Origin of the sequence: Pseudomonas sp. HMSC067G02, from assembly GCF_001813485.1 — a bacterium.
Lineage (GTDB): Bacteria > Pseudomonadota > Gammaproteobacteria > Pseudomonadales > Pseudomonadaceae > Pseudomonas > Pseudomonas aeruginosa.
This window is the reverse complement of the sequence record NZ_KV812624.1, coordinates 1-21457: the sequence shown is the minus strand read 5'-3', so window position 1 is coordinate 21457 and position 21457 is coordinate 1. Positions and strand designations below refer to the sequence as shown.

Annotated in this window: 15 protein-coding genes; 7 read left to right on the top strand and 8 right to left on the bottom strand. The window is 67.3% G+C overall.

Annotation, left to right across the window (positions count from 1 at the left end):
* Positions 1-28: 28 nt before the first annotated feature.
* The 5 genes from gloA to HMPREF2914_RS02515 form a co-directional block, all read right to left on the bottom strand.
* Complete coding sequence (gene gloA / locus HMPREF2914_RS02535) at positions 29-559, bottom strand: lactoylglutathione lyase (protein ID WP_003101793.1); 531 nt, start codon at positions 557-559, stop codon at positions 29-31.
* A gap of 153 nt (positions 560-712) precedes the next feature.
* Entirely contained in the window at positions 713-2653 is a 1941-nt protein-coding gene (gene estA / locus HMPREF2914_RS02530) for an esterase EstA (RefSeq protein WP_003115524.1), read from the bottom strand.
* A gap of 108 nt (positions 2654-2761) precedes the next feature.
* Entirely contained in the window at positions 2762-4156 is a 1395-nt protein-coding gene (locus tag HMPREF2914_RS02525) for a DUF3999 domain-containing protein (RefSeq protein WP_023092714.1), read from the bottom strand.
* Positions 4153-7758 carry a DUF2339 domain-containing protein gene (locus tag HMPREF2914_RS02520; RefSeq protein WP_023092715.1) on the bottom strand — a complete coding sequence of 1202 codons (3606 nt, stop codon included), beginning with the start codon at positions 7756-7758 and terminating at the stop codon, positions 4153-4155. The genes HMPREF2914_RS02525 and HMPREF2914_RS02520 overlap by 4 nt, the downstream gene beginning before the upstream one ends.
* A gap of 138 nt (positions 7759-7896) precedes the next feature.
* Positions 7897-8481 carry an SAM-dependent methyltransferase gene (locus tag HMPREF2914_RS02515; protein WP_003110179.1) on the bottom strand — a complete coding sequence of 195 codons (585 nt, stop codon included), beginning with the start codon at positions 8479-8481 and terminating at the stop codon, positions 7897-7899.
* Between the two features lie 83 nt (positions 8482-8564).
* Between HMPREF2914_RS02515 and HMPREF2914_RS02510 the strand changes: the two genes are divergently transcribed.
* Positions 8565-8990, top strand: a complete 426-nt coding sequence (locus tag HMPREF2914_RS02510; protein ID WP_003114472.1) for a helix-turn-helix domain-containing protein — start codon at positions 8565-8567, stop codon at positions 8988-8990.
* A gap of 83 nt (positions 8991-9073) precedes the next feature.
* On the opposite strand, the gene typA is transcribed toward HMPREF2914_RS02510, so the two are convergent.
* The gene (typA, locus tag HMPREF2914_RS02505) at positions 9074-10891 is read right to left on the bottom strand and encodes a translational GTPase TypA (RefSeq protein WP_003096009.1); all 1818 of its coding nucleotides are present in this window, start codon (positions 10889-10891) and stop codon (positions 9074-9076) included.
* A gap of 216 nt (positions 10892-11107) precedes the next feature.
* On the bottom strand, positions 11108-12562 hold the full coding sequence (gene thiI, locus HMPREF2914_RS02500) for a tRNA uracil 4-sulfurtransferase ThiI (RefSeq protein WP_003096011.1): 1455 nt from the start codon (positions 12560-12562) through the stop codon (positions 11108-11110).
* Between the two features lie 336 nt (positions 12563-12898).
* Here thiI and glnA point away from each other — a divergent pair, with 336 nt between their 5' ends.
* Together glnA and HMPREF2914_RS02490 are read left to right on the top strand one after the other, a co-directional pair.
* Positions 12899-14308 carry a glutamate--ammonia ligase gene (gene glnA, locus HMPREF2914_RS02495; RefSeq protein WP_003096016.1) on the top strand — a complete coding sequence of 470 codons (1410 nt, stop codon included), beginning with the start codon at positions 12899-12901 and terminating at the stop codon, positions 14306-14308.
* Positions 14309-14455: 147 nt separating this feature from the next.
* Positions 14456-14860: a hypothetical protein gene (locus HMPREF2914_RS02490; RefSeq protein ID WP_003096019.1), complete on the top strand. Its 405-nt coding sequence runs from the start codon at positions 14456-14458 to the stop codon at positions 14858-14860.
* On the opposite strand, the gene HMPREF2914_RS02485 is transcribed toward HMPREF2914_RS02490, so the two are convergent.
* Positions 14857-17064: a mechanosensitive ion channel family protein gene (locus HMPREF2914_RS02485; RefSeq protein WP_003096022.1), complete on the bottom strand. Its 2208-nt coding sequence runs from the start codon at positions 17062-17064 to the stop codon at positions 14857-14859. The genes HMPREF2914_RS02490 and HMPREF2914_RS02485 overlap by 4 nt on opposite strands.
* 287 nt (positions 17065-17351) lie before the next feature.
* Between HMPREF2914_RS02485 and HMPREF2914_RS02480 the strand changes: the two genes are divergently transcribed.
* From HMPREF2914_RS02480 to ntrC, 4 genes are all read left to right on the top strand, one after another.
* Entirely contained in the window at positions 17352-17873 is a 522-nt protein-coding gene (locus tag HMPREF2914_RS02480) for a DUF4124 domain-containing protein (protein WP_003096024.1), read from the top strand.
* Positions 17870-18442, top strand: a complete 573-nt coding sequence (locus HMPREF2914_RS02475) for a DUF4124 domain-containing protein (protein WP_023092716.1) — start codon at positions 17870-17872, stop codon at positions 18440-18442. Before HMPREF2914_RS02480 ends, HMPREF2914_RS02475 begins: the two co-directional genes overlap by 4 nt.
* Positions 18443-18712: 270 nt before the next feature.
* Positions 18713-19789, top strand: coding sequence for a two-component system sensor histidine kinase NtrB (ntrB, locus tag HMPREF2914_RS02470; protein ID WP_003096033.1), 1077 nt, complete (start codon positions 18713-18715; stop codon positions 19787-19789).
* 2 nt (positions 19790-19791) lie between these two features.
* Positions 19792-21222 (top strand): two-component system response regulator NtrC, encoded by a 1431-nt coding sequence (gene ntrC, locus HMPREF2914_RS02465; protein WP_003104661.1) that lies wholly within the window; start codon positions 19792-19794, stop codon positions 21220-21222.
* Positions 21223-21457 lie beyond the last annotated feature (235 nt).

Below are 21457 nucleotides of genomic sequence, written 5' to 3'. Positions count from 1 at the left end.
TCCGCGGCGCGCAGCCGATCGACGGTCGTCAGCCGCGTCCCATCTCGCCGTTCAGGCTGGCCTGGACGATTTCCACCCAGTAGCCGTCGGGATCGCTGATGAAGGCCACGTTCTTCATGCCTCGGTCCAGCGGCTTGACGAAGTTCACCCCGAGCGTCTCGAAACGCTCGCAGGCCGCCACCAGGTCGGGCACCGAGAAACAGATATGGCCGAACCCGCGCGGGTCCTGGTTGCCGTTGTGGTACTGGCTGTCGTCGCTCTCGCTGCCCCAGTTGTGGGTCAGCTCGAGGACCGACTGGCGCCCGAAGGTATATCGCTGGCGCTCGTCAACCGCATCAGGCACTTCTTCGCCACGGGTCATGGCGAGGAAATACAGGGAGAAGCGGCCTTCCTCGAAATCCAGGCGACGCAGCAGGCGCATGCCGAGCACCCGCGAGTAGAAGTCGAGCGAGCGCTTCGGATCCTTGACCCGCAACATGGTGTGGTTGAACACGTATTCCTGGGTGATGGCGTCCGGCTCCATGCAGATGCCGGGCTGTACTTCGGTGTTGAAACTCATCGGGCGATTCCCTCGAACGAAACGGATCGGCAGTGTATGGCGGTCGACCGGGCGGCGAGTAACAGCGGGGTACTACTCTCTTGATGCCGGCGCGCGCCGATCGTTCCGTCGACGGGAAACGCGACCGGCGCCGCCCGGGCGCCGGCCGCCGTTTCAGAAGTCCAGGCTCAGCGCCAGGCTGACGCTCTGCTGGGTATCGTCCTCGCCCTTGCGCCAGTTGTAGCCGCCGCGCAGCGACAGCTCCGGCGCCAGCTTCTGGCTGAAGCCGAGGGAGACGCGGTTGAGGTGGTCCTGCGGGGTGTAGCCTTCGAGGGTGAAGCGATTGCCCGGCAGGCTGTTGAGGGACATGGTCAGGTCCTGGGTGTCGTCCTCGTACTCGCGTTCGTGGGCGTACTCGGCGAACAGCTGGGTATCGCTGCCGAACGCGTACTTGCCTTGCAGGCCGGCGCCCAGGCGCTTCGAGCTGCGCTTCTGGTCGTCGTAGTCGAGCGCGGTGGCGCTGGCGCCCTTCTCGGAATAGCCGTCGACCTCGACCCGTGCATAGTCGGCGCTGACGAACGGCGACAGGTGCCAGGGACTGTCGGCCTGCTGGGCGATGTCGTAGCCCAGGCGCGCGCTGAACGCCCACAGGTGGCCGTTGGTGTCGCCTTTCTCGCTGCGCTCGCCGCCGCCCAGGGCGAACTTGCGCTTCAGGTCGTCGTAGTCGAGGTAGCCGCCGGTCAACGCCGCGTCGGCCCACCAGCGGTTTTCCTGGTACTGCACGAAGGCGCTGGCCATGTAGCTGTTCATCCGGTAGTCGGAATCCTTGGCGCCGGCTTCCAGCTTCTGCCGGTAGAAACCGGCGGCGACCCCGGCGCGCCAGGCCTCGTCGATGCGGTAGCTGCCGCCAAGGGTCAGGTTGTAGCCATTGCCGTCGCCGCTGGCGGCGCTGTCCTGGGAGTCGAAGTCCAGGCGCTGGCCGCCGCCGCCGACGAAGCCGCGCCACTGGCCGACGTTCTGCCAGTTCTCCCAGTCCGCCTGCCACTGGCTGCGCAGTTCGTCCTGGTAGGCACGCAGGGTGCCGTGGGCCATTTCCGGCAGCAGGGTCAACTCCCAGGGCGCCGACAGCAGCGAATAGGTGTAGTCGGCGATCAGGCGCTGGCCGGTGATGGTCGGGTGCACGCTGTCGTTGAACAGCAGTTTGCTCGGGTCGGGCGTGCTGCCGTTGATCCCGTAGGTCGGGTTCATGGTACAGCCGTTGCCGCTGAAACAGGTGCCGATCAGGTTCTGGTCGGCGGCCAGGCCGAAGGAAGCCGGGTTGGCCATGCCTTCCTTGAGCAGCAGCGGGATGTTCAACGGAATGACGTTGGCGCCGGCCTGGCTCAACTGGGCGGTCAGCTCGGCGTTGAACGTGCCGCTGAGTTGGCTGGCGAAAGGCTGCAAGGGACCACCGAAGGTAGCCGGGGTCAGGCCCAGGTCGGGCAACAGCCAGACCACGATGTAGCGCGCGCCGGCCTGCTGCAGGGCCTGCACGCTATCCACCAGGCGACCGGCGGCCTGTTGGGCCTGGACGTCGTTGAGGATGCGCCCCTGGAGGAAGTCGTTGCCGCCGCCGGTGATGTAGTACAACGCGTTCGGATCGGCACCCAGGCCCTGGCGGGCACGGTCCACCAGGTAGCCATCGCGGCTGCGCAGGAGGGTATTGTCGCGCTCGATCAGCGAGCCGTTGGCCGCGGTGATCGAGTCGTAGATCTGATCGGTCCGGTAGCCGCCCACCGCCCAGTTGTTGCCGTCGGCGATGCCCTGCTGGGCGTTGACCGGCGAGGTCGAGGCAGCCAGGTCACCCGGGGCGATGCCGAGCTGATTGCCGAGCAGCATGGGCGCGGTCGGTCCGAAGATCTCGCCGCTGCCGTTCTGGTAGGTCGGGCCGACCCGGTTGGTGAAACGCGAGGTGCTTCCGGCGGGGCCGGCAGGATCGGGGAACTGCCCGGCATCGCTGAGGCTGTCGCCGAACACCACCAGCGTCGAATAGGGCGAAGGAGCAGCCTGCGGGGCGGTGGACAGCGAAGCCAGCAGGCAGGCCGCTACCAGTGGCTTGAGCGCCATTCTGATCATTCTCTTACTCCGTGATTTGTTTTTATTGTCGGGCCGCCGCGTCGTCGGCATGCGCCCCGGGGCCCGTCGTAAAGCCTCCTCAGCCGAACAGCATAGCGCGGAACCGGCTCATGGCTTGTTCGGCGAGGAACGCAGCAGGCTCATTGCCATTATTACCAGCAGAGCGACCCCCAGCAGAAGTACCGCCCACAGGCCGATCTTCTTCCAGTCGCTACCCGGTGCCGGCGCCGCGGCCGCCATGGCCACCTCCAGCGGTTCGCCCAGGCTGGCGCTACCCAGGGTGGCGCGCTTGCTCTCGGTATAGCCGGGAATCAGTACGCCGAGCGGCAGCGCCGCCGACTGCGCGCCGGGCTTGCCGAACGCCAGCCGGTACGGCGGGCTGCCGCGCACCAGGAACACCAGTTCGCTGGCCGGCAGGCCGACACTCAGGGACGGGACCTCCGGGCCCAGGCCAGTACCTCGTTGGTCCACCTGCAGACGCAGCTCGCGCACCGCCCAGCCCGGCAGTTCCAGCTCGTTCTGCTGTACGTTGCGGCCGTCGATCGGCAGCCGGTAGAGGACCCCGCGTGCCAGGCTGCTCCAGGCGGCCTCCCGGCGCGGCGAAGCGTTCTCCGTACGATCACGGCCGGACAGTTCCACCGGGACGATGGTGTGGGTCAGCGCCTGCTCCAGGGACACCCGCACCCGCTGCAACGGCAACGCCAGCGGCAACTGCCAGCGGTACTCGCCGTCCCCTGCCTGGCGCCCGGCCAGCGGCTCGGACCAGATCATCGGCGCCGGCTCGGTGCTCCGCGTGCTGCCTTGCAGGCGGGCGCCATGGAGGTCTGCCGCGGTTGCCCCGGCCGGCCAGGCCAGACGCAGGTAGCGGGCCTGGCGGCCGGGAAGCTTGACCTCGCTGACGTCGATGCGTTCGCCGTTGAAGGTCAAGCGGGCGATCTGTCCGTCACCCCAGGCCTGCCAATGCTCGAGGTCGTCGCTGGCTTCCACGGAGAAGCGCTGGAAGCCCTCCTCCGGGCTGCTCCAGTCCAGCCGCAGGCGCTCCAGGGGAAACGTCACCGCGCTCGCGTCGATCAGCCAGCCGCGCAAAGTCTCGGCAGCCGGCCCGGCGTTTTCCGTCAGCACCTCGACTATGGTGCCGCTGGTGTTGCGCTGCACCCGCAGGTTCGGCTGCGTCGCGTCGGCGGCGGACGTGCCTCGCAACGGGAACAGCCGCACCTCGGCCTCATGCGGCGTGCTGGCCTGGCGTTCGCTGCCGGCCACCAGGGCGTAGGGCAAGGCCTCGCCCTCGGCATCGAAGACCCGCAGGTCGCGCAGGTCGGCATGGGCAGCCGACAACTGCACGCTCATCGGGATGCTCAGGCGATACCAGGGTCCTTCGCCCTGCAGCGACAGCGCCACCTGACGGCTGAAACCTTCGGCAGACTCCTTCGCCGACAGCGGCAGGGACAGGCAGGCGCCCAGCAGGAGCAGGCCGGCGGTTCTGAACGAAAAGGAGCGCGTCATGGCTGCTCGGCCTCCGATGCGACCTCGGCACGACGCGGAGGCAAGGGTGAGAAGTAGCCGACGACCAGCAACAGGACGCCGACCCCGATGAAGGAGATGATTCGCTCCAGGCTGCCGCTGTTGCCGAGCTCGACGAAGAACAGCTTGACCACCACGACGCCGACCAGCGCCGCGCCGACCATCCACAGGTCGCGCCGGCCGAGACGGGTACCGGCGATGGTCAGGCCCAGCGCACAGAGCGTCCAGACCAGCGACAGCCCCGCCTGCACCAGCATCGACGCGGCCAGCGCGTCGGCCTGGAACGGCACGCCGGCCAGGTGGTGCGCGGCGCGGCACACCGCCAGGGTCAGCAGGGCGAACAGCGAGGCGCCGGCCAACGCCTGGCGCCCCAGGCGCGCGCTGGCATTGCCATCGACGAGCGAGGCCAGGCTGGCGTCGCTCCAGCGGTAGAGGGCGAACAGCGCGATCAGCAGCCCCAGTTCCAGCGGGTTGGCCAGCGGCAGGTAAGGCAGCGGCTCGGCGGCGCCGTCGCTGAACAGGTTGGCGCTCCAGAACCAGCCGAGCAGCAACAGCGCCACCGGCGCAGCGGCGAGCAGCCGATACTCCCGCGGGAAGTCGCGCAGCGGCCAGGGCAGGCTCCGCACGCCGGCCACCAGCAGCAGGTAGGCGCTCGGGACCAGCGCCCAGCCCAGCCAACGCCAGGCGTTGTACTGTTCGGCGAGCAAGGCGAACAGGTAGCGCAGCTCCAGCGCCAGCACCCCGAGCAACAGCCAGCAGCCGAGCACATGGGCGACGCTCAGGGCCTTCGCCGGCAGCAGCGGGGCAAGGCGTCGCAGCGACAGCAGGTGCGTGGCGAACAGCAGCGGCCAGGCCAGCCAGCCGAATTCGCCGAACGGCTGGTAATCGAAACGCCAGGCACTGGCCAGGGCCAACAGCGCCACCGGGACCAGCGCCAGGCACAGCAGGGCCAGTTCGCGCCAGCGCTCGCGCAGCGCCAGCAGCATCCACGACGCCACTGTCGCCGCGGCCACCAGCAGCAACGCATGCTCGCGCAGGCCATAAGGCACGAAGCGGACGGTTTCGCACAGCGCGGTCAGCGCCCACCAGCCGGCTCCCCAGAGCAGCAGCAGGTGCGACAGCTCGGCCAGGCCGAGGGTACCGATACCCAGCGCCCGCTCGCGCTCGCCGGCGCGGCGCAGCCGCCAGGCGCCGACCAGCGCCGCCAGGGCCAGCACTGCCGGCGTCCAGAACCCGGAATGGGCCAGGGGCCGCAGGCCTTCGCCGCTCAGCGAGCCGAACAGCGACGGCCCGGCGAGGAGGAACGCCAGGCCGCCCACTACCTGCAAGGCGAGGCCGAAGTAGAAGCTCAGGCGCTGGCGCAGCACCAGGCTCAGCCAGATGATCAGCAGCCCGCTACCGGCCCATACCGCGCTGGCGCTGCGCCAAGGCAGGACGAACAGCACTGCCAGGTTGACGAACGCCAGACCGGCCAGCAGCACCAGGCTCAAGCCCATGAGCAGCCGACTGTCGTCCTTCACCAGCGGGTCGCGCGCCGCCAGCAGCATGCCGCCGATCAGCGCCAGGCCAATCAGCGAGGCGGTCATCAAGCCACGCCAGCCCGAGTCGAATACCCCACCCTGGCCATCGCCGCCCTGCAAATGCAGGAGGAACAGCGCACCGCCCAGCAGTTGCACGGCGAAGGCGCAGAACAGGAAGGTACGCGAGCCCAGGCGCAAGCCGGCGAACAAGCTCGCCAGGCCGGCCACGGCCCAGGCGATGGCGGTGCCGTCGACGGCCAGGCAGAGCGGTGCGACCAGGTAGAGGAAGGCCAGGCCGGCGGCCGCCAGCAACGGCCGGCAGGCCGGCTCCCAGTCGGCCAGCGCTTTCGCCGGCGCGCGACGCAGCTGCCAGAAGCTGAACAGCGCCGCCGCACCGAGCATCAGCGCGCCCAGCGGCGAACCCTCCAGCAACGTCGTCTCACCCGGCCGCACGCCATTCAGGTAGGCCAACGCCGCACCGCCCTGCAACAGCAGGGCGAAGAGCCGCGCCAGGCGGCGTTGCTGGTGCAGGCCGAGCCAGTAGATGCCGGCGCCCTCGACGGCCCAGGCGGCCGAGGTCCAGCGCGCGTCCAGGCCGAGCGGAATGGCCAGGGTGCCGAAGACCACCCCCAGCGCCAGGCAGATTTCCACCAGCAGGCTGGTGCGTCCGGCCGAAGCATGGCCACGCAGCGCCCGCGCCAGGACCATGTAGAAGAGGCCCAGGGCCAGGGCGCTGAAGGCCATGCCAAAATCGATGTGGCCGATCACCGCGCATTGCAGGCCGAACCCCACCAGTGGCGGGCCGAACAGCACGGTGGCGTCGATGTAGTCGGCCTGTCGCGCCGACCAGCGCAGCAGTTCGCCGCGCTCGGCAGGCGCCTGCGCGGCCTCCAGCAGCTTGCGGCGGGCGAAGAGCAGGCCGATCCCGACGTACATCAGGAAGAACAGGGCCAGGAACGGCTCGGTGCTGGCGAACAGCTCCGGTGTATAGGAGCGCAGTCCCCAGGCGAAACCGATGCCGAAGGTGCCGACGAAGCCGACCAGGTTGAGCGGCCGCCAGGCGCGGAACCAGGCGATGGCGAAGATGCCGGCGTTGAGCAGGGCGAAGTAGCTGAACAGCGCTACATGGTTGCCGCTGCCGGTGGAGGTCAGGATCGGCGCGGCGAAGCCGCCGAGCGCCGCCACCACCGCCAGGCCCATGGCGTTCTGCAGCACGGCGAGGATCGCCGAGCAGATCGTCACCACCACCAGCAGGGCCAGCGCCGCGCCGGGAGAGATCAGCGGATGCAGGCGCATGGCGGCGAAGATGGTCAGGTACAGCACCGCGATACCGGTGCCTTGCAGGATCAGGCCGTAGGCGGCGCGCCGCTCGCGCAACCACCAGCCGACGCCGAGCAGCGCCATCGCTGCCAGCGCCACCCCGGCGTAGCGGTACTCCACCGGCACCGCCACCCGTTCCGAGGCGTAGCGCAGGAGGAAGGCCAGGCCGATGAACAGCAGCACCACGCCGATGCGCAATACCGTGTTGCCGCCGAACAGCCAGCCCTTGGCCGCGGCGAAGCCACGCTCGACCAGCGAGGGTTCGCGTGGAGGCGCCGGAGGGGCGGGGCGGCGCGGCGCTGGCTGGGCGTCAGACTGGAACGCCGGCTGACGCTCGATGGGCTGGACGGGCTCGGGGGGACGAGGCGGAGGCGGCGCAGCCTCGACGGGCGGCAGCTCGATGTCCCAGTCCAGCGGCGGGGCAACCTCGGCGGGAGGAGCGGGAGGCGTGTCTGCGAGCGGCTGGTCGATGTCGGCGGCCGGCTCGGGAACGCTTTCGGGAAGGTCCTGCGCCTGGCGCTCCACACGCAGCAAGCGCTGGTGGATGACCTCGGTGCCGCGCTCGAAGCGTTCGGCGAATTCGCTCATCTGCTTGCGCAGGCGCTCGTTCTGTTGCGCCAGGTTCTGCAGCGAGACGGCCTGTCCCAGGGCCAGGCCGGAGAGGCCGCCGAGGAGTGCGCCGACCAGCGATTCCCCGGCGAAGCCGCCGAGGATCAGGCCCACCAGCATGAAAATCCATTGCATGCGTCGAATCCTTGATCAAGAGGTACCACGATCCACTGATACCTGCCCTGGCCATCCTGCCAGAGCGGAACCCGCGCCGGGAGTATACAGCCCGCATTCCCGAGATTCGACGCATTCCGACGCCCGCCCCGTGGCGAGCTACCTCTTCCTGGCGATGAACTGGACCACACAGGCCGCGCCGGTGTGGAAACGGCCCTCGACCACCTCGCGCTCGATTTCCCGCGCCAGCAGCACCTCGCACTCCGGCAGCTCCGCCTCCAGCGCCGCGCGGCTCACCAGCATGTCGACGTCCGCCGGGCCGCCGGTGCCGCGGCCGAGCTGTTCCGGCCGATAGGCCTCCAGCAGGAAGAGACCGCCCGGTCGCAGCGAACGCTCCAGCAGGCGGTTGAGTCTGCCGCGCACGCGACTGGGCAGGTGCGCGAAGATCGACACCACCGCGCCGAACGCCGCTGCCGGCGGTTCGTAGTCCGCCAGGTCGACCACCAGGGTGTCGATCGACACGCCTTTCGCCTCGGCCAGCCGGCGCGCCTTGGCCAGGCCGACGGCGGAGCCGTCCACGCCAAGCACCTCCAGCCCCAGCGAAGCGAGGAACACCGCGTTGCGCCCCTCGCCCTCGGCGACGCTCAACACCGGCCCGGCCAGCCGCTGCGCATGTTCCTTCAGGAAAGCGTTGGGTTCGGTTCCGTAGACATACTCTTCGGCGGCATAGCGTTCGTCCCACATGAGGTTCACCTCGTCTGTATTTCGTCACGGCCCAGGTGCCGAAACGCTAGTCTTCCACTTCAAGTCGACTTGAGGTCAAGGGCATGCGGCAACTGGACATAGGCGAGGTCGCGCGACGATCCGGGGTACCGGCCTCGACCCTGCGCTACTACGAGGAAAAGGGACTGATCGCCTCCAGCGGCCGGCACGGCCTGCGCCGGCTGTTCGATGCAGGCGTGCTGGAGCGGCTGGCGCTGATCGGGCTGGGCCGCGCCGCCGGGTTGTCGCTGGACGAGATTGCCGGCATGGGCGCAGCCGACGGCGCGCTGCGGATCGACCGCGCGGCGCTGGCGGCCAAGGCCGACGAACTGGACCGGACGATCCGCCGCCTCGCCGCCATGCGCGACGGCCTGCGGCATGCCGCGGCCTGTCCGGCGCGCGAGCACATGGACTGCCCGACGTTCCGCCGCTTGCTGCGGGCCGCTGCCGCGGGGGCCATCAAGCCCCGCCGGAAAGCGCCCGGCGCATAGCAAAACGGCCGGCAGGCCGGGCACCCCTGCCCTGCCTGCCGGCCGCGAGGCACGCCGTTGCGGCGCGCCGGTACGGCAACGGTTTAGACCTTGCTGCGCTCGTAGCGCTTGCGGTCGTTCTCGTTGAGCATCTTCTTGCGCAGGCGGATCGACTTCGGCGTCACTTCCACCAGCTCGTCGTCGGCGATGAACTCCAGCGCCTGCTCGAGGGTGAAGCGGATCGGCGGAACCAGGGCGATGACTTCGTCCTTGCCGGAAGCGCGCATGTTGTCGAGCTTCTTGCCCTTGGTCGGGTTGATCACCAGGTCGTTGTCACGGCTGTTGATGCCGGCCAACTGGCCTTCGTAGATTTCGTCGCCCGGGCCGAGGAACAGCTTGCCGCGGCTCTGCAGGGTCTCCAGCGAGTAGGTCAGCGCGGTGCCGGTGGCCATGGAGACCAGTACGCCGTTCTGGCGGTTGCTGACTTCGCCGGCCTTGATCGGACCGTAATGGCTGAAGGTCGAGGTCAGGATGCCGGTGCCCGAGGTCAGGGTCAGGAAGTTGTTGCGGAAGCCGATCAGGCCGCGCGCCGGAATGGTGTACTCCAGGCGCACTCGGCCCTTGCCGTCGGGAATCATGTTGCTCAGGTCACCCTTGCGCAGGCCCATCTGCTCCATCACCGAGCCCTGGTGCTGCTCCTCGATGTCGATGGTGACGTTCTCGTAGGGCTCCTGCTTCTCGCCGTCCTTCTCGATGATCACCACTTCCGGGCGGCCCACGGCCAGCTCGAAGCCTTCGCGGCGCATGGTCTCGATCAGTACCGACAGGTGCAGTTCGCCACGGCCGGAAACCTTGAACTTCTCCGGGCTGTCGCCCGGCTCGACGCGCAGCGCCACGTTATGCAGCAGTTCCTTCTCCAGGCGCTCCTTGATGTTGCGGCTGGTGACGAACTTGCCTTCGCGGCCGGCGAACGGCGAATCGTTGACCTGGAAGGTCATGCTCACGGTCGGCTGGTCGACGGTCAGCGGCGGCAGCGCCTCGACGTTCTGCGGGTCGCACAGGGTATCGGAGATGAACAGCTCCTCCATGCCGCTGACGCAGACGATGTCGCCGGCTTCCGCCTCGGCCACCTCGACGCGCTGCAGGCCGTGGTGGCCCATGATCTTCAGGATGCGGCCGTTGCGCTTGCTGCCGTCGTCGCTGATGGCCACCACCGGGGTGTTGGACTTGACCTTGCCGCGGGTGATGCGGCCGATACCGATCACGCCGAGGAAGCTGTTGTAGTCCAGCTGCGAGATCTGCATCTGGAACGGACCCTCGGTGTCCACCACCGGGGCCGGGACGTGGTCGATGATCGCCTGGAACAGCGCGTCCATGTTGTCGTCCATCTTCTCGTGGTCGAGGCCGGCGATGCCGTTCAGGGCGCTGGCGTAGACGATCGGGAAGTCGAGTTGCTCGTCGGTGGCGCCGAGGTTGTCGAACAGGTCGAAGATCTGGTCGATGACCCAGTCCGGACGCGCGCCCGGGCGGTCGATCTTGTTCACCACCACGATCGGACGCAGGCCGGCCTTGAAGGCCTTCTGGGTCACGAAGCGGGTCTGCGGCATGGGGCCGTCCTGGGCGTCGACCACCAGCAGCACGGAGTCGACCATCGACATCACGCGCTCCACCTCGCCGCCGAAGTCGGCGTGACCGGGGGTGTCGACGATGTTGATGTTGTAGCCGTTCCACTTGATCGCGGTGTTCTTCGCCAGGATGGTGATGCCACGCTCTTTTTCCTGGTCGTTGGAGTCCATCACCCGCTCGCTTTCCGCTTCTTTGCGGTCGAGGGTGCCGGACAGCTTCAGCAGCTTGTCCACCAGGGTGGTCTTGCCATGGTCGACGTGGGCGATGATGGCGATGTTGCGCAGATTTTCGATCACAAGTCTTGTCTCGTTTAACGCCCGAAGCGCGGCTTCGTGGCGGTGGTGGGGTCGGACAGGGCGGCGCCCGACACGACAGGCTTCTTCAATTAAGGGGCGGGCAGCAGGCGGACGCTGCCCCGGTCCGGCCGGCACGCCGAAGGGCGGGCATCGGCCTAGGCGGCGGACGTGTCGGGAGGACGGTGGCGGATGCTGCCGCCGAACAAGCCCGGCTGCTTAAGCCGGACGATAAACACGCACATTGGTGTGCCCCTCGTTGAGCAGATGATGGGCATGCAGGCGGCTCATCACCCCTTTGTCGCAATACAGGAGGTACTGGCGGTTGGCGTCCAGTTCCTTGAAGCGGCTGTTGATCGCGTAGAACGGCAGCGCCTGGACTTCGACGCCTTCCAGGGCCAGGGGTTCGTCTTCCTGGGCATCAGGATGGCGGATATCGATGACAATCTGACCGGGCAGCACCTCGCCGACCTCTTCCACCTGCAGGTCCTGGCCGAGTTCGTCGATCACCCGGTCGACGGTGCGCTGGGTGGCGCGCTCCAGGGCGCGCTCGAGCACCGCCATGTCGAATTTCGACTCTTCGTGCTCGACGCGGTAGGGCTTGGCCTGGGTGGTCGGGTTCACCGAGATCACCCCGCAGTATTCCGGCATGTGCCGGGCGAACTCGGCGGTGCCGATCTGCCGGGCGGTGTCGATGATGTCCTGCTTGTGGCTGACGATCAGCGGGCGCAGCACCAGGGTGTCGGTAACCCGGTCGATCACCGAGAGGTTCGGCAGGGTCTGGCTGGACACCTGGGAGATCGCCTCGCCGGTCACCAGCGCGTCCAGCTCCAGGCGCTCGGCCACGCGGCTGGCGGCGCGCAGCATCATGCGCTTGAGGGTCACGCCCATATAGCTGTCGTCGACCTTGGTGAGGATCTCGCCGACCACTTCCTCGAACGGCACGCTGACGAACAGCACGCGCTGCGAGCGGCCGTACTTCTCCCACAGGTAGTGGGCGACTTCCATCACCCCCAATTCGTGGGCGCGCCCGCCGAGGTTGAAGAACACGAAGTGGCTGATCATCCCGCGGCGCATCATCTGGTAGGCCGCCACGGTCGAGTCGAAGCCGCCGGACATCAGCACCAGCACCTGTTCCAGCGCGCCCAGCGGATAGCCGCCCAGGCCCGGATGCTGGCGATGGATGACGAACAGGCGGTCGAGGCGGATTTCCATCCGCACCTCGACTTCCGGCTGCTTCAGGTCGATCCCGGCAGCCCCGCATTCGCGGCGCAGGCCGCTGCCGACGTAACGCTCCACCTCCATCGAGGTGAACGCGTGCTTGCCGGCGCGCTTGCAGCGCACGGCGAAGGTCTTGCCGGCCAACTGGTCGCCGAAATGCGCCTTGCACTTGGCGAGGATGTCGTCGAAATCGCCCAGCGGATACTCGTGGACCTCGAGGAAATGACCGATGCCCGGGGTGCAGGTCAGGCGCTCGATCATCTCGCGCCTGGCCTTGGCGTCGACCACGGCGGTCTCTACCTCAAGGTTGTCCCACTCGCCCTCGACCTTCAGCTCCGGGTCCAGGTCGCGCAGCACCGCGCGGATGTTCTTCGCCAACTGCCGGATGAAGCGCTTGCGCACCGGCCGGCTCTTGATGGTGATTTCCTGGAAGGTCTTGACGATGAGTTTCATGCGAGGGACGCGAACGCGCGGGGCGACGGAAAAAAAGGGGCGGAATTATATCTGAAATTGCTCACGTATTGAGCAGAAATATGCACAGTTATTTTTGCTGCACCAAAATGGAATGATGCACCAACATGGAGCACCATAACGGTGCACCCGAAGGCCGCCCAGCTACCATGAAGAAGACCTGGCCCCGCCAAACATGGGGCCCTGCCCGATTCCGGGCACTGGCACGCAACTTGCTCACTTGTGAGGCAGGTTGCCCTGGCGGAGTATTCCGGCCGGCATCACCCGATACTGGGGCACAGAAAAAGCTCCCAGCTCTAATCCCTCCTGGAGGACAGCATGTCGTACAAGTCGCACCAACTGATCAAAGACCATGACGTGAAGTGGGTAGACCTGCGCTTCACCGATACCAAGGGCAAGCAGCAACACGTCACCATGCCGGCTCGCGACGCGCTGGACGATGAGTTCTTCGAAGCCGGCAAGATGTTCGACGGCTCCTCCATCGCCGGCTGGAAAGGCATCGAAGCCTCCGACATGATCCTGATGCCGGACGACAGCACCGCCGTCCTCGATCCGTTCACCGAAGAGCCGACCCTGATCCTGGTCTGCGACATCATCGAGCCGAGCACCATGCAAGGCTACGAGCGCGACCCGCGCAACATCGCCAAGCGCGCCGAGGAGTACCTGAAGTCCACCGGCATCGGCGACACCGTGTTCGTCGGCCCGGAGCCGGAGTTCTTCATCTTCGACGAAGTGAAGTTCAAGTCCGACATCTCCGGCTCGATGTTCAAGATCTTCTCCGAGCAGGCTTCCTGGAACACCGACGCCGACATCGAGTCCGGCAACAAGGGCCATCGCCCGGGCGTGAAGGGCGGCTACTTCCCGGTACCGCCGGTCGACCACGACCATGAAATCCGCACCGCCATGTGCAACGCCCTGGAAGAAATGGGCCTGGTGGTCGAAGTCCACCACCACGAAGTGGCAACCGCCGGCCAGAACGAGATCGGCGTGAAGTTCAACACCCTGGTCGCCAAGGCCGACGAAGTGCAGACCCTGAAGTACTGCGTGCACAACGTCGCCGACGCCTACGGCAAGACCGTGACCTTCATGCCGAAGCCGCTGTACGGCGACAACGGCTCGGGCATGCACGTGCACATGTCGATCTCCAAGGACGGCAAGAACACCTTCGCCGGCGAAGGCTATGCCGGCCTGTCCGAGACCGCCCTGTACTTCATCGGCGGCATCATCAAGCACGGCAAGGCCCTGAACGGCTTCACCAACCCCTCGACCAACTCCTACAAGCGCCTGGTCCCGGGCTTCGAAGCTCCGGTGATGCTGGCCTACTCGGCGCGCAACCGTTCCGCCTCGATCCGTATCCCCTACGTATCCAGCCCGAAGGCCCGCCGTATCGAAGCGCGCTTCCCGGACCCGGCAGCCAACCCCTACCTGGCCTTCGCCGCGCTGCTGATGGCCGGCCTGGACGGCATCCAGAACAAGATCCACCCCGGCGATGCCGCCGACAAGAACCTGTACGACCTGCCGCCGGAAGAGGCGAAGGAAATCCCGCAGGTTTGCGGCAGCCTGAAAGAGGCGCTGGAAGAACTCGACAAGGGCCGCGCGTTCCTGACCAAGGGCGGCGTGTTCACCGACGAGTTCATCGATGCCTACATCGAGCTGAAGAGCGAAGAAGAGATCAAGGTGCGCACCTTCGTGCACCCGCTGGAATACGACCTGTACTACAGCGTCTGATCCACCCTTTCCTATAACAACGAGTCACCCTCTTGAGGCCTCCTTCGGGAGGCCTTTTTTATGGGCCGGCCCATGGAGAAACGCAAAGTTCGCCGCGCCGTTCGGTTAGACTTGCCGCGCTCCCCGCCCCAAGGATAAGGACCGTCCATGCGTCACTCTCTCTGGCTCCTGCTTGCCGCCATCCTCAGCCTGCCCGCCCAGGCCGCCACCGAATGCCGCGATATCCACGACCGCGACCTGCGGCGCATGTGCAACGCACTGGAACGCGGCGACAGCGGGGATTGCGGCGACATCGACAGCCGCGACCTGCGGCGTTACTGCGGCGCGCTGCTGGCGCCGGGACAGCGCTACGACTGCGACGACATCCGCGACGGCGACACGCGCCGCCAGTGCCGCGCCATCGTCCGCGGCGACCGCAAGCGCTGCGACGACATCGACAGCCGCGACATGCGCCGCCAGTGCCGGGCCGTGGTATCGCGTGCGCCGTGGCAGTGCGACGGCATCGACGACCGCGACATGCGCCGCATCTGCCGGGTCATCCTGTCGCGCTAGATGCCGCCGTCCGCCGGCGTGCCCTGCTCGTCCGGTTCCGCGGATTTCGCCTTGGGCGCCCGGCTCAACTGTACGTTGAGACGCGGCATGGACAGTTCGAGGCCGGCCTGGTCGAGGCGCCGACGCAGGCGCAGGTTGAACGCCCGCTGGACCTCCCACTGCTTGATCGGCGCGGTCTTGAAGCGGAAGCGCAGGATCGCCTGGCCGTTGTCGAAACTCTCCACGCCCTGCAATTCCATCGGCGACCACAGGTTGCGGTAGACCGCCGGGTCGCTGCGCAGCTCCATCGCGACCTCGCGCACCAGCGCCACCGCGTCGTCGATCGGCATGCTCGCCGGCACCGGCCAGCGGAACATCGCGTAGCCGAACTGGCGCGAGTAGTTCTTGATGCTCTTGATCTCGCTGAACGGGATGGTATGCACCACGCCGTCCAGGTCGCGCAGGCGCACGGTACGGATAGTCAGGCCCTCGACCGTGCCAAGGTGGCCGCCGACGTCGACGTAGTCGTCGATCGACAGCGAGTCCTCGATGATGATGAACAGGCCGGTGATCAGGTCCGCCACCAGCGACTGCGCACCGAAGCCGATGGCCAGGCCGATCACGCCGGCACCGGCCAGCAGCGGGGTGACGTTCATGCCCATGTTGGCCAGGGCGACGATCAGGGCGATCACCGCGATGGTGGCGAACAGCACGTTGCGGATCAGCGGCAGCATGGTCAGCGCGCGGGTGTTCGGCCGGCTCTTGCCGCCCAGGCCGAGGCTGTGCTGGATCGCGGTATCGGTGAGGATCCAGATCAGCCAGGCGACCAGCAGGGTGGTGCCGAAGCTGACCACCTTCATGCTGATCTGCTCGCCCTCGCCTTCCGCATAGCGAATCAGCGACATGCCCCAGACGCGCAAGGCGACCTCGATGAAGAACAGCACCACGAAGATGTGCAGCAGGGTGTAGCCGAAGCTTTGCAACTGCTCGATGTACGGCGCGCTGCGGCGCGGGCCGGCGCCGACCCGACTGGAACGGCGGCGGATCAGCCCGATCACGGTCATCGCCACCACCGCCAGCACCGCGCAGACCAGCGCCCGGCGCAACGCCGAACTGCTGTCGCCGGCGGAAACGAAGGTGGCGAACAGGGAAATCCCCACCAGCACCAGCACCGGCACGAACCACAGCGAGCCGACCAGTTGCACCAGGTCGTGCAGGCTACGGCGCTTGAGGCGGCGCTCCAGCGGCTGGTTGCGGATCAGGTGGGCGATCGGCCGGCGGAAACGCATCACGAATAGCGCGGTGAACAGCGCGGCGCTGGCGTTGGCCAGGGTACTCAGGCAGATCGAGGTGTGCTCGCCGAGGCCGGCGATCAGCCGCGGATCGTGGGCGACCTCGCCCAGCGCGGCGAGGCTGCCGATCAGCCACAACGGGCGGAACGCCTGGCGCCGCAGGATATCCAGGGCGCGCTGGCGGTGCGGGCCACTGAGCAGCGAGAGGGAAATCACGCACAGCGCGGAGAACAGCGTGCCGCAGACCAGCACATAGGCCATGACCATCGCCAGGGTCTTGCTCAGGGAGTCCGGCAGCACCACCGACAGGTACAGGGTGATGAGGAAGGCCACCAGCCAGGGCCCCAGCTTGCGCAGGGAAAACAGCAGCAGGTCGCGGGTCTTCGGATGCTGCGGCAACTCCGCCGACAGGCCGAAGCGCTCGCGCATGCGCCGGCTGAGCCAGAGCAGCGCGCTGGCCAGGCAGGCCCAGAGGAGGATCACCACCGAAAAATCGAAGACCATCGCCGGCAGGTCGCGCCAGCTGGGAAAGCGCTCCTCGAGTTCGGCACGCGCCAGCTGGAACTGGTTGCCCCATAACGCGACCGGGCTGTTCGCGCCCTGGAACTGCTTTTCCAGGCTGGTCAGGGTATCGCCGATCAGCCCCAGCACCCCACCCTCGCTTTCCTTGCCTTTCTTGGTCACGTCGCGCAGCTGTTTCAGCTTTTTCAGCAGGTCGGCGCGCTGCCTGTCGTTCTCCAGGGTCTGGATGACCTGGTTCAGCGATTGTTCCAACTGCGCATCGCTGACCTTCTCGCCACCGGAGGAACTCCCCGCCAACGGGTTCGGCAGCGCCGCGGCGCCCGGCGGCGAGTAGAACAGGGCCGCGCAGAGGCACAGCAGCAGGGCCGCCAGGACGCGGGAGCGAAGGGTGAAGCGGGCGAAGATCGGCACGAGAAAGGCAGTCCCCAAGGTGAGAAACCGAAACAGCCGCATCATACAAGCCGGACACCCGCCGTTTCGAACGGGGCCGCCGGCCGGCGGCGCAAGCACAGACACTCTGGCGCAACGAGGGTTCGCCCCGCCAGTGCCGGCTGAGACGAACGCAGCCGCGCGGCGGGGCACAGCGACCGCCAACGTGCCCCAGCGCACACCTTCGAATACCCGCATGCCGCACAATGCACGGCTTGCCAGCGCGCCGATGCGGTGCAACGCTTGGCAGGTTCACCCGGAGACCGTCCATGCGCCTGATCACCAGCTGCCTGCTCCTGGCCGCCGCCCTGCCGGCCATGGCGCAGATCTACCAATACACCGACGCCAACGGCAACAAGGTATTCACCAACCAGCCGCCAGACGGGGTGCAGGCGCAGACCGTCGAACTGCAGCCGACCAATACCGTAGGAATCGACACGCCGGAAAAGTCCTCCGCGGGCAATGCCCCGGCCGCCGATAGCGAGGCTGCCGCCTACGAGATCCTTGCCCTCAGCGACCTCCCCACGGAAGAGGCGCTGCGCGCCAACAACGGCACCTTCAACGTCAGCGTCAGCATCCGCCCGGCCCTGCACAGCGGCCACCAGTTGCAACTGGTGCTGGACGGCAAACCCTACGGCACGCCCAGCGGCGGCACCCGCTTCACCCTGCACGAGATCGACCGCGGCGACCACAGCCTCGCGGTACAGGTACTCAACGGCGAACGGGTGCTGCAATCCAGCCCGCCGGTGACCTTCACCGTGCAGCGCGTGCACCTCGGGAAGAAGCGATGATCCCGCGCATTCTCGGCGCCCTCCTGCTGTGCCTGGCCTGCGCCGCGCAAGCGGGGGTCTACACCTACATCGACGCCGAGGGCAACCGCGTCTACACCGACCAGCCCCCCAGCGGGCGCAAGGCCCAACGCGTCGAACTGGCGCCGGGCAACAGCGTGGCGCCGCCGGGCATACGCTATCGTCCGCCCGCCGCGCCGCTGGAGGTGAAGCCGCCGGCCTACCAGCTACTGCGCATCCTCTTCCCCGAACCGGACGCAACCCTGCGCGCCAACAGCGGCGACGTCATCGTCACCGTCACCAGCGAGCCGGCGCTGCTGCCCGGCCATCGCTATCGCCTGCTGCTCGACGGCAAGCCTGCCGGAGCGCCGGGACACAGCCCGGTGTTCCCGTTGAAGAACCTCGATCGCGGCACCCACCAGGTCGCAGTGGAAATCATCGATGGCGACGGCATGACCGTCGAAAGCACCCCGAGCCAGCCCTTCCACCTGCATCGAGTGAGCATCGCCGGGCAACCCCTGCCGGAGGTCGATACGCCGCTGGTCAGCGCGGTACAGCCGAGCGAGCGCTAGCCGAACTTCCCCTGCCCACTCCGCCGTGGGCGGGATTTTCCGGTTTTTTTCCCGACTCTCCTGGCGAAAACGCCGCCGGCCACGTCAACGCACCAGATTGGTGCGATTACCCGCACCACTTTCTATACTGTCCCCATTTCGGGTCACCGCTCGTCGCCGAAAACCTTCCCGGCGCACCTCTAGCCAGCGCCTCGGCAGAAAAAACGCGCCTTTTCGGCGCCTGGTTTGCTTTTTGCATTTTCCTGCCCAACCTTGGAACAGCTGCCCGCCATGCCGACCGATACCCTGCACCGACTGTTGCTCGACAACCTGACCACCGCGGTGATCCTGCTCAACGGCGAACTGCGCCTGGAGTACATGAACCCGGCAGCGGAGATGCTCCTGGCCGTGAGCGGCCAGCGCAGCCACGGGCAATTCATCAGCGAGCTGTTCACCGAATCGCCGGAAGCCTTGAACTCGCTGCGCCAGGCGGTGGAACAGGCGCATCCGTTCACCAAGCGCGAAGCGACCCTGACCTCTATCACCGGCGTCAGCATCACGGTCGACTATGCGGTGACGCCCATCCTCAACCGCAACGAGACGCTGCTGCTGCTCGAGGTCCATCCGCGCGACCGGCTGATGCGGATCACCCGCGAAGAAGCACAGCTGTCCAAACAGGAGACCACCAAGCTGCTGGTGCGCGGACTCGCCCACGAGATCAAGAACCCGCTCGGCGGCATCCGCGGCGCAGCGCAACTACTATCCCGCGAGCTGCCGGAAGAGTCGCTGAAGGACTACACCAACGTCATCATCGAAGAAGCCGACCGGTTGCGGAACCTGGTGGACCGCATGCTCGGCTCGAACAAACTGCCAAACCTGGCGCCGACCAACATCCATGAAGTGCTGGAGCGGGTCAGCAGCCTGGTGGAAGCGGAGAGCCAGGGCAGCATCACCCTGGTCCGCGACTACGACCCGAGCATCCCCGACCTGCTGCTCGACCGCGAGCAAATGATCCAGGCCGTGCTCAACATGGTACGCAACGCCATGCAGGCGATCGCCGGGCAGAACGACCTGCGTCTCGGTCGCATCACCCTGCGCAGCCGTACCCTGCGCCAGTTCACCATCGGCCACACGCGTCACCGCCTGGTGTGCAAGGTGGAGATCATCGACAACGGCCCGGGCATTCCGGCCGAGCTCCAGGAAACCATCTTCTACCCCATGGTCAGCGGCCGTCCGGACGGTACCGGACTCGGCCTGGCCATCGCCCAGAACATCATCAGCCAGCACCAGGGGCTGATTGAATGCGAGAGCCACCCCGGCCATACCGTGTTCAGTCTGTTCCTGCCCCTGGAACAAGGAGTGCATTGACCATGAGCCGATCAGAGACCGTCTGGATCGTCGACGACGACCGCTCCATCCGCTGGGTACTGGAAAAAGCCCTGCAGCAGGAAGGCATGACCACGGTGAGCTTCGACAGCGCCGACAGCGTGATCGGCCGCCTCGGCCGGCAGCAGCCGGACGTGATCATCTCCGATATCCGCATGCCCGGCGCCAGCGGCCTCGACCTGCTGGCGCAGATCCGCGAACTGCATCCGCGCCTACCGGTGATCATCATGACCGCGCATTCCGACCTCGACAGCGCGGTGGCCTCCTACCAGGGCGGCGCCTTCGAATACCTGCCCAAGCCGTTCGACGTCGACGAGGCGGTCTCCCTGGTCAAGCGCGCCAACCAGCACGCCCAGGAGCAGCAGGGCCTGGAGCTGCCGGCGAACCAGGCGCGCACGCCGGAGATCATCGGCGAGGCGCCGGCGATGCAGGAGGTATTCCGCGCCATCGGCCGCCTCAGCCATTCCAACATCACCGTGCTGATCAACGGCGAATCGGGTACCGGCAAGGAGCTGGTCGCCCATGCCCTGCATCGCCACAGCCCGCGCGCAGCCTCGCCATTCATCGCGCTGAACATGGCGGCGATCCCCAAGGACCTGATGGAATCCGAGCTGTTCGGCCATGAGAAGGGCGCCTTCACCGGGGCCGCCGCCCAGCGCCGCGGACGCTTCGAGCAGGCCGATGGCGGCACCCTGTTCCTCGACGAGATCGGCGACATGCCGGCCGACACCCAGACCCGCCTGCTGCGCGTCCTGGCCGACGGCGAGTTCTACCGGGTCGGCGGGCACACGCCGGTGAAGGTCGACGTGAGGATCATCGCCGCCACCCACCAGAACCTGGAAAGCCTGGTGCGCGACGGCAAGTTCCGCGAGGACCTGTTCCATCGCCTGAACGTGATCCGCATCCACATCCCGCGGCTGGCCGACCGCCGCGAGGACATCCCGGCGCTGGCCCGGCACTTCCTCAGCCGCGCCGCCCAGGAGCTGGCGGTGGAACCCAAGCTGCTGAAGGCGGAAACCGAGGAGTACCTGAAGAACCTCGGCTGGCCGGGCAACGTCCGACAACTGGAGAACACCTGCCGCTGGATCACCGTGATGGCCTCCGGCCGCGAGGTGCACATCGACGACCTGCCGCCGGAGCTGCTGACCCAGCCGCAGGACAGCGCGCCGGCGGCGAACTGGGAACAGGCCCTGCGCCAGTGGGCCGACCAGGCGCTGGGCCGCGGCCAGTCGAACCTGCTGGACAGCGCCGTGCCGGCCTTCGAACGGATCATGATAGAAACCGCCCTCAAGCACACCGCCGGCCGCCGCCGCGATGCCGCCGTGCTGCTCGGCTGGGGCCGCAATACCCTGACCCGCAAGATCAAGGAGCTGGGGATGAACGTCGATGGAGCCGACGACGAAGGCGACGACTGAAGCGCCACTGCTCCCATGAGCGACCCAACGGGGCCTTCGGGCCCCGTTTTTCATGGTCCGTCGCGCGCCCCTGCCAAGCGAGACGCCGCCCCGGCCTCGGCAGAGCGCCCGCCCGGCACCACCGGTCAAACCATGGCGTAGGGCGAATAACCGCATCGCGGTTATCCGCCGATTGTGCAGGGCCGCGGCGGATAACGCCTATGGCGTTATTCGCCCTACCGTCCGCAGCACAGCC

Bases quoted from the DNA above. Each gene is read 5' to 3' on its own strand.
- HMPREF2914_RS02490 (WP_003096019.1), top strand. From the start codon at position 14,456: ATGCGTCACTCTCTCTGGCTCCTGCTTGCCGCCATCCTCAGCCTGCCC.
- ntrB (WP_003096033.1), top strand. From the start codon at position 18,713: ATGCCGACCGATACCCTGCACCGACTGTTGCTCGACAACCTGACCACC.
- HMPREF2914_RS02475 (WP_023092716.1), top strand. From the start codon at position 17,870: ATGATCCCGCGCATTCTCGGCGCCCTCCTGCTGTGCCTGGCCTGCGCC.
- gloA (WP_003101793.1), bottom strand. From the start codon at position 559: ATGAGTTTCAACACCGAAGTACAGCCCGGCATCTGCATGGAGCCGGAC.
- thiI (WP_003096011.1), bottom strand. From the start codon at position 12,562: ATGAAACTCATCGTCAAGACCTTCCAGGAAATCACCATCAAGAGCCGG.
- HMPREF2914_RS02480 (WP_003096024.1), top strand. From the start codon at position 17,352: ATGCGCCTGATCACCAGCTGCCTGCTCCTGGCCGCCGCCCTGCCGGCC.
- HMPREF2914_RS02525 (WP_023092714.1), bottom strand. From the start codon at position 4,156: ATGACGCGCTCCTTTTCGTTCAGAACCGCCGGCCTGCTCCTGCTGGGC.
- glnA (WP_003096016.1), top strand. From the start codon at position 12,899: ATGTCGTACAAGTCGCACCAACTGATCAAAGACCATGACGTGAAGTGG.
- ntrC (WP_003104661.1), top strand. From the start codon at position 19,792: ATGAGCCGATCAGAGACCGTCTGGATCGTCGACGACGACCGCTCCATC.
- HMPREF2914_RS02515 (WP_003110179.1), bottom strand. From the start codon at position 8,481: ATGTGGGACGAACGCTATGCCGCCGAAGAGTATGTCTACGGAACCGAA.
- HMPREF2914_RS02520 (WP_023092715.1), bottom strand. From the start codon at position 7,758: ATGCAATGGATTTTCATGCTGGTGGGCCTGATCCTCGGCGGCTTCGCC.
- estA (WP_003115524.1), bottom strand. From the start codon at position 2,653: ATGATCAGAATGGCGCTCAAGCCACTGGTAGCGGCCTGCCTGCTGGCT.
- HMPREF2914_RS02510 (WP_003114472.1), top strand. From the start codon at position 8,565: ATGCGGCAACTGGACATAGGCGAGGTCGCGCGACGATCCGGGGTACCG.